The sequence below is a fragment of the Geitlerinema sp. CS-897 genome (assembly GCF_028368005.1).
GTDB lineage: Bacteria > Cyanobacteriota > Cyanobacteriia > Cyanobacteriales > Geitlerinemataceae > Baaleninema > Baaleninema simplex.
The window spans coordinates 1-11,597 of sequence record NZ_JAQNCQ010000233.1 but is presented as its reverse complement, the minus strand read 5'-3'; the positions used below and the strand labels follow the sequence as shown (position 1 = coordinate 11,597).

Here is an 11,597-nt window from a genome sequence, read left to right as displayed (position 1 = left end):
TGTTAGAATTGCCCTATCCTGAGCGGTACGGCAAAGGGCGGAACGAGATTCCGAACCACCTGGAGGCACGACCTCTCAGCGAAAGGGAAACCCAACCTATAAGTCCTCTGAGTCGGTTCGTACACGTCGGACTCTAGGCGAGAGAAATTAACCAAAAGCCCCACAGCGGAAACGACTTGGGGGAGCAGTCCAGCCAAAGTTCTGGCGGTTCGGCGAGAATACCGCCTGTCGGGAGGGATAAGCCCTTCTAATCAAGACACCTCCACCTCGCGGGACGCAGGTGGAGGTGTATTCATTTGCGATCGCCCATGCCCGGTTCTTCTTCTGATTCTGAGTTTATTCAGCAATGGCGAGATTGTCTAGCTCCGTACAATCTAGGATATAAGCTCAAGCTAGCCTCTCAACTGATGTATCGTGAGTTCCTCGAGCGCCTGGAACCCTACGGCTTAACTCCGTTTCACTATCTGGTGCTGTGCTGTCTGTGGGAAGAAGACGGGCTTTCGACCTCGGGCATTGCCGACAAGCTCAAGCAGTTGGGGGCGACGCTAACGGGGGTGGTCGATCGCATGGAGGAACGCAATCTCGTCCATCGCGAGCGCGATTCTAAGGATCGACGCATTGTCAGAATTTGGCTGACGGCAGAGGGAAAACGACTCGCGACCGTTCTGCCGCCGATCGCTGCCGAGACGATCGCTAAAGCAACGCAAAATGTCCCGAACGCCGATCGGGAGGTCGTTTCGCGCGTTCTCGATCGCATCGTAGCCAACTTGTTTTAAACCTCGAAACTCGAGTGAGCTTGACGGTTTGAAAAATACTTAATATATTGATTATTAACCTATTAAATTTATACCTCGAGTCGCGTTGACCGGTGGCTTCAACTTGCTGCAACCGTCAAACACCCGAGAAGGAGGTCGCAATGCCTAAATTGAACGTTCGTCAGAAAAACTGGTTGTTGTCAGCCCACGTTAGCTTTGCCGCCCTGTGGACTGGCTCCGTGGTCAGCATCTTTCTGTTGTCGTTAAAGAACCAACAGGCTACAGATGTCGCAGAGACAACCGCTTTCCATGCTGCGGCGAATTTACTCGACGATTGGATTGTCATTCCCTCTGCTATTGGAGCGGTCGTCACTGCAACCGCTCTTTGCTGGGTCACGAATTACGGCTTTACCAAGTTTTACTGGGTGATGGCGAAATGGGGTTTGACCACGGCGTTAATTGGGTTTGGAACGGGCTTACTATTTCCCTGGAGTCATACCGCCGAACGGCTCTCCGCTCTCGAAGGATTGCAAGCCGCCATCGATCCGATCTATCAATTCGATACCCGAGCGGTATTGTGGGGTAGTGCGTTTCAAGTGGTTCTTCTCCTGGTAATTATCGGCATTTCCGTATTGAAACCGTGGGGAAGACGCACTCTAAAATCCTCTTTAAAGACGGAGAGCCGTTGAGCGACGATCGCAAACGGCACGGCGAGTCAGGGGCGCATCGAACGCCATCGAGTCCGAGCTTTTATCGTTTGATAGTCGAGTAGCAATGCTCTGAGATGGGCTGTACCGACGTTTGGGCGATCGCAAACACTTCCCTTTTTGGCAAAATTCGCTATACTGTTGACAGCCCAGTCATATCAATCTGATATATATGCTTGAGTTGTCAGCTCTCGGTTTACTGCAACGGGAACCCCTGCACGGCTATCGCCTAAAGCAAAAGCTAGAGCTGTTCATGAGCAGTTGTATCAGTGTAAACTACGGCGCAATTTACCCCTTGTTGCACCGTCTCGAAGAGCGAGGATACATCCATACGTTAACTGAAGAAGCGGGCGATGCCGGAACGACACGCAAAATCTACGCCATCACCCCAAAAGGGCGCGATCGCTGGCGGGAAAAAATGCTCGAACAGCCTCAAGATAGCTGGGTCAAAAGTCGAGCGCGCTTTATGGTGAAGTTCGTCTTTTTCGAGGATCTCGAACTGGAAAACCGGGTCAAACTCATTCAACATCGCCTGAGAGCCTGTCAGACACGCCGCGAATACGTCGATTCCCAGGATTTCCCCGACGATCGCTACCATCAAGCTGCCGTAGAGCGACATCTCGAGATGCTCGAGCGAGAAGTCGCATGGTTGAAACAACAGCTCGCCCAGGAATCTGTTCGAGAGGTCGAAGAATTACAATCTTCCGCTCGAACCTGACGTTTGAGAGTTTTTGTTTCAAATTCGAGATCGGTTCGCGTCCAACGTTGAGAGCCGATCCGACGGCGATCGTACAGCTTGAAAGACTAGCGTGCGAATTTTTGTAAGATCCCGAGTTCGACCGTGTTTGGCACGTCGTAATACAATTTGTATTATATTTGCGATATCATGTATTACCCGAATCCGTCCCTGTCCTAAATCTGTCCGTCAACGATCTTGAGGTGCGATAGAGATGTCTACCCAACTTCCCGAATCTACGATTTCAACAGAAGATCGATCGCCGGACTCTTCCGTGGCCGAAGAGTCTTCCTCGAGTCCGTTCGATCGTCCTCCGTCCCCCAAACCGCCTCGGTGGGGAATCGCGATCGTCGCGATCGTCCTTCTGGCTGGAGGCGGTGGATTTCTCGGCTGGCAGTGGTGGCAGTCGCGCCGAGGTGCCAGTACCGAACAAGCGTCCGGTCCGCCGCCGACCCCCGTACAAATCGATACCGTCGAAACCTCCAGCGTCGAAGATTCCTCCGAATTCGTGGGGACTCTAGAAGCCCAGCAAACTGCCACGCTGCGGGCTGAAACGAACGGCGAACTGGTTGAAGTGTACGTGCGTCCTGGGGACGAGGTGGGACAGGGTGAAGTCCTCGCTCAGCTCGATCCCCGTTCGGTCGAAGCCGACATCGCCCAAAACCAAGCCGACGTGCGCCGCGCCCAAGCGGAACTAGCTGAATTGCAGGCGGGTACCCGAGAAGAACAAATCGCCCAGGCTCGCGCTCGCCTGCGACAAGCCGAAGCCGACCTGCGAAACGCCCGTTCTGGTGTGAGTCCGGCGGAAATTTCCCAAGCTCGAGCCCGTCTCGAGTCCGCTCGAGCCACTGTCAACTTGGCAGAAGAGCGCATCGAACGCTACCGCCTCCTCGAAGCCCGAGGCGCCGTCTCGACCGACGAACTCGACGAACGAGAAGAGCGCTACCGTACGGCTGTGGCGGCGTTGCGAGAAGCCGAGGAAGCGTTACAAGAGTTGCAAGCCGGACAAGATATCGATATCGATCGCCTGTCGGCGTTAGTCGAACAGCGACGTCAGGAATTGCGGGAACTGGAAAACGGGGCGCGTATTGAAGAGATCGATCGAGCGCGAGCGGATGTTGAAATGGCGCAAGCGGATTTAGAAGCCGCCCGAGTACGGTTGCAAGATACCGCCATTATCGCCCCCTTCAACGGAACCATCGGCGACATTCCCGTGAAAGTGGGAGATTACCTCAGTCGCGGCGACGTCTTCGCCTCCCTGACGCAGAACCAAACCCTAGAGTTACGGCTGTCGATTCCCCTCGAACGAACTGACGAGTTGCGCTTGGGGCTTCCCGTAGAAGTGTTCGACGCAGCGGGAAGTCTGACTCCGTTAGCCCTCGGACGCGTCAGTTTTATTTCGCCGCAAGTCAACGACGAATCCCAAACCGTTCTGGTGAAAGTCACCTTTGAAAACAGAGACGGTACGCTGCGCGATCGCCAGTTCGTGCGGGCGCGAGTCATCTGGCGCGAACGGCCGGGAACGGTAGTGGTGCCGACGACGGCGATTATTTTCCAAGGCGAACGACGGTTTGTCTTCGTGGCCGAGGGGAGCGGGGAAAACGTGACAGCCAAGCGTCAAGCCGTGGAACTCGGGATTTCTCAAGGCGATCGCACCGAAATTGTCGAAGGATTGAATCCCGGCGATCGCATTGTCGTATCGGGACTGCAAAAACTCGCCGACGGATTGCCGATTATGCCGGTCGGCGGAGAGGGAGAGATGGCGAGATGAGGAGCAAGGGAGAGGGGGAGAAACGGTTACCCGTTCGCTATCTTCACTCTTCCCGAAAGGACTCACACCGCCCAAAAAATCTGCTCTATAACACATAAAACATAATTTGTAAAGGCTGCACCGCCGATGTTTTCTAATTTTTTTATTAAGAGACCCGTTTTTGCGTCGGTGTGTTCGTTGCTGATCGTCCTGATCGGATTAGTGGGATACGGTCGTCTTCCCGTTCAGGAATACCCCAGCATCGATCCACCCGTAGTGAGCATCACCGCCGTTTATCCCGGCGCGAACCCTCGGGTGGTCGAAACCGAAGTCACGGAAATTCTCGAAGCCGAAATTAACGGGGTCGAAGGCATTAAAACCCTCACCTCAGAAAGTCGCGAAGGGGTCAGTTCCATTACCGTTCAGTTCGACCTCGGAGAAGATATCGACGTGGGCGCTCAAGAAGTCCGCAGTCGCGTCTCGCAAGCCGTGGGAGAGTTGCCCGACGACGTCGAATCGCCCGTGATTCGGAAAGAATCGGGAGACTCCTCTCCGATCGTTTGGTTTGCCTTGTACGGTAAAGAAGACGGCGTCACGACCCTCGAGTTGAGCGATTACGCCGATCGCTTCGTCGTAGACGCCCTCGAAAGCGTCGATGGCGTCAGTAGCGTCATTATCGGGGGCGAACGGCGGTACGCCATGCGACTGTGGATCGACCCGCAACGCTTGGCCGCGCGAAACTTAACCGTCTTAGACCTCGAAGACGCCCTTCGTCGAGAAAACGTCGAAATTCCCAGCGGACGCATCGAAGGCCAAAGATCGGAATTTTCCGTGCGGACATTAGGGCGGTTGCAAAATCCCCAAGAATACGAAGAACTGGTCGTTGCCACGAATCCCGACGGAACCCAAGTCCGGCTCAAAGACATCGGACGTGCAGAAATCGGCGCAGAAGACGAGCGATCGTTCGTGCGCTTCAACGGTCGGCCGGCGGTGGGATTGGGCGTCGTCAAGCTTTCAGCCGCGAACACCCTAGAAGTCGCGGCCGGGGTGCGAGAGAAAATGAAACAACTCCAGCCGCAATTTCCCCCCGGTATCGATTACGAAGTCGCCGTCGATAACTCAGAATTCGTAGAACTGGCGATCGAAGAAGTCTGGACTTCACTGTATCTCGCCGTTTTTCTGGTCATTCTCGTCATTTTCTTCTTCCTGCGGGACTGGCGAGCGACCATCGTTCCGGCGGTGACGATTCCCGTCTCGCTGATCGGCGCGTTCGGCGTCATGTTCTTCCTCGACTATTCCGTCAATACCCTGACGCTGTTTGCGTTGACTTTGGCGACGGGGTTGGTGGTGGACGATACCATCGTGGTTCTAGAAAACATCGTCCGCTACATCGAAGAAGAAGACATGAAACCCTATCATGCGGCGACGCACGGCTTAAAAGAAGTGGTCTTCGCCGTCATCGCAACGACCGTGGTATTGGTGGCGGTGTTTCTCCCCGTGGGCTTTTCCACCGGAACCACCGGACGGCTGTTTACCGAGTTCGCCTTGACCCTAGCCGGGTCGGTGATTATCTCCTCGTTCGTCGCCTTGACCCTAGCCCCCTCCCTATCCGCACGCATTCTCAAACACGACAGTCAGCTTCACGGCTGGGTGTTCGATAAAGTTGAAGACGCCCTCAACGGTCTGGCCGACTTTTACGCCCGTACGCTGCGCGGGGTCTTATCCCTGAAAGGGTTAGTCGTTATCGGCTTTTTCATCTCCCTGGCATTAGTAGCACTGCTGTTTTCCCAGCTTCCCAAAGAATTTCTGCCCACGGAAGACCGAGGACGGATTTTTACCTTCGTGCGCGCGCCACAAGGGGTGACGATCGACTATACGGACGAAGTGATGCGCCAAGTCGAAGCCGTCTACGAAAACACCCCAGAAGTGAAGTATTACTTCAGCGTCGGGGCGTTTGGTGGCGGTGCGCCGGGACAGGTCAACCAGGGGATTACCTTCGTTCGCTTACAGCCTTGGGACGAACGAACCGAACCCCAACAGTCGCAACAGGCACTCATCGGTCAGTTTTTCGGGAAGTTCGCTGGCATTACAGGCGCTTTAGTGTTTCCCATCAACCCGCCGTCCCTTCCCGGTGCGGGATTCGGTCAACCGGTGCAGTTCGTGTTACAGGGAAACGATTTAGAAGAACTGGCGCAGGTGTCGGGAGACTTGGCGCAGCGAGCGAACCAACTCCCCGAGTTGGTCAACGCCGATACGACGTTGAAGCTAACGCAACCGGAGTTGACGATCGAAATCGATCGCAAAAAAGCAGCGGAATTGGGAATTACAGCGCGGGATATTTCCAGCACCCTGCAAATTCTCCTCGGCAGTCAGGAAATCACCAACTTCAACCGAGGAAATCGCCGTTACGAGGTGGTGGTGCAAGCCGAAGACAGCTTCCGCATGAGTCCCGAGGATATCAACGAACTCTATATTCGCACCCAAGACGGGGCTGTGGTTCCGCTGGGGAATGTCGTGACCCTCGATACCACCACGACGCCACCGCAAATCGAACACTACCAACGGTTTCGATCGGCTACCATCGAGGCGAGTCCCGCTCCGGGTTACAGTCTGGGTCAGGCGTTAACGGCGTTGGAGACGTTAGCGGACGAAGTGGTTCCCGACAGCATCACGACTGGGTTGACGGGTCAATCGTTGGAGTTCGCCGAAGCAGGAGAAGCCACATCGTTTATTTTCGCTTTGGCGCTGGCGTTTATTTTCTTGGTGTTGGCGGCGCAGTTCGAGAGTTATCTCGATCCCGTCGTCGTGTTGTTGGCAGTTCCCCTGTCGCTGTTGGGAGCGTTCGGGGCGTTGTGGTTGGCCCGGCTCGACCTCAATATTTACAGTCAAATTGGGGCGATCATGCTCATCGGTTTGGCGACAAAAAACTCAATTCTCATCGTCGAATTTGCCAACCAGAAACGAGAAGCGGGAATGTCGATTTCTCGCGCAGTTTTAGAAGCAGGAAAAATTCGATTTCGACCGATTTTGATGACGGCGTTCTCGACGATTTTCGGATTGTTGCCACTGGCGTTTGCCTCTGGTGCTGGGGCGGCGAGTCGGGTGTCCATCGGAATGTCCGTCGTCGGTGGAATGTTAGTTTCGACCCTGTTGAGTTTGTACGTGGTTCCCGTGTTTTACGTTATGGCTAATGCGGCTCAGAAACGCTTGGTGAAATCGCTTCATTTGACGCCGGAAACCTAAGTTTCGCGTTTGAATTTTCTCTGTTTTTTAAGTTTGTCTCAACCCTCCACCTTCTTCTGGAAACGGAAGAAGGGGATTTTCTTTTGAAGGGGGTGTTGCGATCGGTGTGTGTTCAATTTTTCGCTCGTTTTGTTGGAATTCGCATCGTGCGATCGCCCCGACAACGACAATACAGATTGCCAACTCGGGTCAGTATCAGCCAGAGCAGACGATCGCTGGAGAGACTCAGACAGTAGGTCGAAACTGGGGAAGCATCGATCGCCGAGAAATTGTTTCGCCGATCGCATTGAGGTCTCAGTGCAAGTCACCGTCAGAAATACGCCGTTGCCTTAACCGATCGATCGCCGATCTTGCCGTGTCCCGCTTAGAATTTCCCGTTGCGATCGCCCAACCTTCGCTACGTTCGAGCGATCGCCCTCAACTCTTTCCCATCTGCCGTGCGAACGTTACGCAATTCCACCAGTTGTCAGATACCATAGGTTAGACTCGGTTTCACCTTTGGGGAAGTGGAGCGCCGTGCTAATTCCACTCGATTACTATCGAATTCTCGGCTTGCCGATTCAAGCGACGGCCGAACAGATCCAACAAGCCTATCACGATCGCTCTCGACAACTGCCGCGTCGGGAGTATTCTGAGATAGCCGTTCGCGCTCGCAAACAACTGATCGACGAAGCCTACACCGTTCTCTGCGACCCCGACGGACGGGCGAGATACGACGCCACCTTTCTCTCTAAAACCTACGACCTCGGCGAAACCGACGCCGAAACCAGCGAAAACGGAACGGGGGCAGTGCGTCGGGACTCTCAAACTCCCCGCCTCGAAATCGAAGACGAGCAACTCGTCGGCGCGTTGCCGATTTTCCTCGAACTCGGCGAGTACGATCTCGTGTTGAAACTGGGGCGTCCCCACCTCGTCCACCGACCCACGGACGAACTCTCGGGAAGCGAGGCGGTAATTCACGCGGACTTCGTTCTCACCGTGGCGATCGCGTATTTAGAAATGGGGCGCGAACAGTGGCAACAAAGTCAATACGAACGAGCGGCCTCCTCCCTCGAAGCCGGACAAGCGCTCCTCTTGCGTGAAGGACTGTTCCCTCAAGTACGAGGCGAAATGCAAGCCGATCTCTACAAACTCCGCCCCTACCGCGTTCTCGAACTGCTCTCGTTACCGCTCGATCGCGACGTTCCCCGCCAGCGGGGACTGCAACTGCTGCGGGACATGATTCAAGAACGCGGCGGTATCGACGGTTCTGGCGACGATCGCTCCGGCCTCGATGTCGATGACTTCCTGCGCTTCGTCCAACAACTGCGCCAGTATACGACCGCCGCCGAACAGCAACTGCTGTTTGAAATGGAAGCCCGCCGTCCGTCCGCCGTCGCAACATACCTCGCCGTGTACGCCCTCGTCGGTAGAGGTTTCGCCGAACGCCAACCGGGACTGATTTACCGCGCCAAACTCCTCCTCATCCAACTCGGTCGCCGCCAAGACGTTCGCCTCGAACAAGCCATTTGCGCCCTCCTCCTCGGACAAACCGACCAGGCGACGCGAGCTTTAGAACTCTCCCAAGAAGAAAGCCCCATCGCCTTCATTCGCGAAAATTCCCAAGGATCGCCGGATTTGCTGCCGGGACTCTGTTTGTACGGCGAACGGTGGTTACAAGAAGATGTCTTTCCGCACTTTCGCGATCTGGTCAACAAAACCGCCTCCCTCAAAGACTATTTCGCCGATCCCCAAGTTCAAACCCACCTCGAAAACCTGCCGCCAGAAACTGAAGAATCCAGCCAATGGGTGGTTTCGGCAACTCAAACCGCACTGCCCCCGCCTGACTCGACCGCCGTGGCCGCCGTTCCGACCGCTCGCCCGGTCGGTCAGACGGCGACGGCAGCCCCTTCGAGTTTCAGTTCTTCTCAAACCCTGCGATCGAGCGCTCCGTCTTGGCAACTGACGGGAACGTCAGCGTCTGCCAGTCGCGAACCCGGACGGGGCGGAATCAACCTCCCTCCGAGCAATCCCTTCGGCTTAGACGAAGACAGTCCGCCCCCGGCGCGGCGAACGGGACGACGGGGACGCCGCCCGCGTCGCAAAGGTCTCAAGATCGATCGCCTGATGATTGCCATCGGGGTTGGAGTGCTGGGACTGGCGCTGCTGGGCTTTATCCTGACGAGCATTTTGGGTGGTTTGGCGGCGATGCTGGGACTCTCGGGTCCCGAACTCGACAACGACGGATTAGACATCGGCATCGCAACGCCTCCTGTAGAACTTCCCGACGCCACGCTCCCCGCTATCGATCCCAACGCCCCCATCGATACCGAAACAGCCCGCACCACGATTCAAAACTGGTTGAACGTGAAAGCGGATGCGATGGGCAGCGATCGTCAAATCGACAAAATTCAAGAAATCCTGACAGGGCCGGCGCTGGCAGAGTGGCAAGAGCTAGCAGAACGGGCGCAAACGAACGGCTGGTATTGGGAGTACCAGCACGACCTCGACATCAGCAGCGTGACCCCCGATGCTAACGACCCGAATCGGGCTGTGGCGACGGCTCAGGTGAGGGAGCAAGCAACCCTTTATGAAGGGGGACAACCGACTACCGAACGGGACGACAATCTCACTGTGGTGTACGAACTGATCCGTAGCGACGGTACCTGGAAAATTCAAGATTGGGTGGTGGAATAATCGGCGGTTCTCGGTCAATAATGGTGAGTTAACGATTTTCGCCAGCGCATTTTTTACGAATGGTAGAACTGACCCCCAATCCGAGCTACAGTTTGACCTTACGCTTTCGCCTGCCCAATCGAGCTGGAATGCTAGCGAGCGTCGTCCAGTCGATCGCTTCCGTGGGCGGCAATTTGGGTCAAATCGATCTCGTCGAACAAAACCGCAAAACCTCCGTGCGCGATATTACAGTGGATGCGTCGAGTACGGAACACGCTGAAAAGATTACCCAAGTGGTGAATCAGATCGACGAGGTGGAAGTCCTCGAGGTGTTCGATCGCACCTTCAATTTGCACCGAGGCGGCAAAATCCACATTCAAAGTCGCTTGCCCCTAAAAAGCCAATCGGAGTTGGCCATGGCGTACACTCCCGGTGTGGGGCGCGTCAGTCGGGCGATCGCGGACGACCCGCAGTTGGTGTACAGTCTGACCATGAAGGGCAACACGGTGGCGATCGTCAGCGATGGTAGTGCGGTGTTGGGGTTGGGCAATTTGGGACCTGGCGGTGCGCTTCCGGTGATGGAAGGGAAAGCCATGCTGTTTAAGGAGTTTGCAGGAATTGACGCCTTTCCGATTTGTCTCGATACCCAGGATGTCGATGAAATTGTCGCCACCGTCAAACATATCGCGCCGGTGTTCGGTGGGGTGAATTTAGAGGATATTTCTGCACCTCGCTGTTTTGAGGTGGAACGACGACTGCGGGAAGAACTCGATATTCCGGTGTTTCACGACGACCAACACGGTACGGCGATCGTGACGTTAGCGGCGTCGATCAACGCGCTGAAACTGGTGAATAAGTCCATGTCGGAGATTCGCATCGCCATGAACGGGGCGGGTGCGGCTGGTTTGGCGATCGCGCGGTTGTTGAGAAAAGCTGGAGTTGGGGATATTGTTCTCTGCGACTCGAGGGGGATTATTTCAACCAAGCGGGACGATTTGACGCCGCAAAAACAGGAGTTTGCCAGTTCGGTGAGTGGAACCCTGGCTGATGCGGTGAAGGGGGCGGACGTGTTCGTCGGCGTCAGCGTTCCGGGGGTGTTAACGGTGGATATGGTGAAAACGATGGCCTCCGATGCGATCGTCATGGCCATGGCGAATCCGATTCCCGAGATTCAACCGGAAAGCATTCAAAACGAAGCGGCGGTGATTGCAACCGGACGCAGCGACTACGCCAACCAAATTAACAATGTTTTGGCGTTTCCGGGGGTGTTTCGCGGGGCGTTGGACTGTCGCGCCTCGAATTTGACGACGAGTATGTATTTGGAAGCGGCCAGTGCGATCGCGTCTCTGGTGTCGCCAACCCAGCTCGATCGCGAGCATATCGTGCCTTCGGTGTTTGACAAGCGCGTAGCAACGGCGGTTTCGGCGGCGGTGCAGCGGGCGGCGCGTCAAGAAGGCGTCGCGCAGTGTTAGGAATTGAGCTTGAGAAGCCGGGTTTTTTTAACCCGGTTTCTGGGGAACGCACCACCGAGACACAGACACAAACGATCGATCTCATGGCGTTGAAGCCTCACAAATCTCTCCATTTTCAACGAGGGCTAGAGGCTCTATCCCTTGTGATACGGAATCCAGTTGTCAAAGCCACGCTATAATAGTTAAAACTTCAGACTTAAAAAGTGATGCCGAGAACAGCAACGATAGTTCCCCATTTGCCAGTAGAAGAACTTAAAAACAGATATAGAAAGAGCCGCG

At 55.3% G+C, this 11,597-nt stretch carries 8 protein-coding genes; all 8 read left to right on the top strand.

Going from position 1 to position 11,597, the window contains the following annotated elements:
- The first annotated feature begins 308 nt into the window (after positions 1-308).
- The 8 genes from POG22_RS14735 to POG22_RS14700 all read left to right on the top strand — a co-directional run bounded on the left by POG22_RS14735 (position 309) and on the right by POG22_RS14700 (position 11,318).
- Positions 309-776: a MarR family winged helix-turn-helix transcriptional regulator gene (locus POG22_RS14735; RefSeq protein WP_063717482.1), complete on the top strand. Its 468-nt coding sequence runs from the start codon at positions 309-311 to the stop codon at positions 774-776.
- A 140-nt stretch (positions 777-916) separates the two neighbouring features.
- Positions 917-1,444, top strand: a complete 528-nt coding sequence (locus POG22_RS14730; protein WP_017659157.1) for a hypothetical protein — start codon at positions 917-919, stop codon at positions 1,442-1,444.
- 190 nt (positions 1,445-1,634) lie between these two features.
- On the top strand, positions 1,635-2,180 hold the full coding sequence (locus POG22_RS14725; protein WP_063717484.1) for a PadR family transcriptional regulator: 546 nt from the start codon (positions 1,635-1,637) through the stop codon (positions 2,178-2,180).
- 232 nt (positions 2,181-2,412) lie between these two features.
- Complete coding sequence (locus POG22_RS14720; RefSeq protein ID WP_498906081.1) at positions 2,413-3,969, top strand: efflux RND transporter periplasmic adaptor subunit; 1,557 nt, start codon at positions 2,413-2,415, stop codon at positions 3,967-3,969.
- A gap of 126 nt (positions 3,970-4,095) precedes the next feature.
- Complete coding sequence (locus POG22_RS14715) at positions 4,096-7,191, top strand: efflux RND transporter permease subunit (RefSeq protein ID WP_063717486.1); 3,096 nt, start codon at positions 4,096-4,098, stop codon at positions 7,189-7,191.
- Between the two features lie 106 nt (positions 7,192-7,297).
- Complete coding sequence (locus POG22_RS14710; protein ID WP_498906080.1) at positions 7,298-7,675, top strand: hypothetical protein; 378 nt, start codon at positions 7,298-7,300, stop codon at positions 7,673-7,675.
- A 32-nt stretch (positions 7,676-7,707) separates the two neighbouring features.
- Complete coding sequence (locus POG22_RS14705; protein WP_498906079.1) at positions 7,708-9,867, top strand: IMS domain-containing protein; 2,160 nt, start codon at positions 7,708-7,710, stop codon at positions 9,865-9,867.
- A gap of 59 nt (positions 9,868-9,926) precedes the next feature.
- Complete coding sequence (locus POG22_RS14700; protein ID WP_017659151.1) at positions 9,927-11,318, top strand: malic enzyme-like NAD(P)-binding protein; 1,392 nt, start codon at positions 9,927-9,929, stop codon at positions 11,316-11,318.
- Positions 11,319-11,597 lie beyond the last annotated feature (279 nt).

Coding starts and splice junctions, on each gene's coding strand:
- POG22_RS14715 (WP_063717486.1), top strand. CDS start 4,096: ATGTTTTCTAATTTTTTTATTAAGAGACCCGTTTTTGCGTCGGTGTGT.
- POG22_RS14700 (WP_017659151.1), top strand. CDS start 9,927: ATGGTAGAACTGACCCCCAATCCGAGCTACAGTTTGACCTTACGCTTT.
- POG22_RS14720 (WP_498906081.1), top strand. CDS start 2,413: ATGTCTACCCAACTTCCCGAATCTACGATTTCAACAGAAGATCGATCG.
- POG22_RS14725 (WP_063717484.1), top strand. CDS start 1,635: ATGCTTGAGTTGTCAGCTCTCGGTTTACTGCAACGGGAACCCCTGCAC.
- POG22_RS14735 (WP_063717482.1), top strand. CDS start 309: ATGCCCGGTTCTTCTTCTGATTCTGAGTTTATTCAGCAATGGCGAGAT.
- POG22_RS14730 (WP_017659157.1), top strand. CDS start 917: ATGCCTAAATTGAACGTTCGTCAGAAAAACTGGTTGTTGTCAGCCCAC.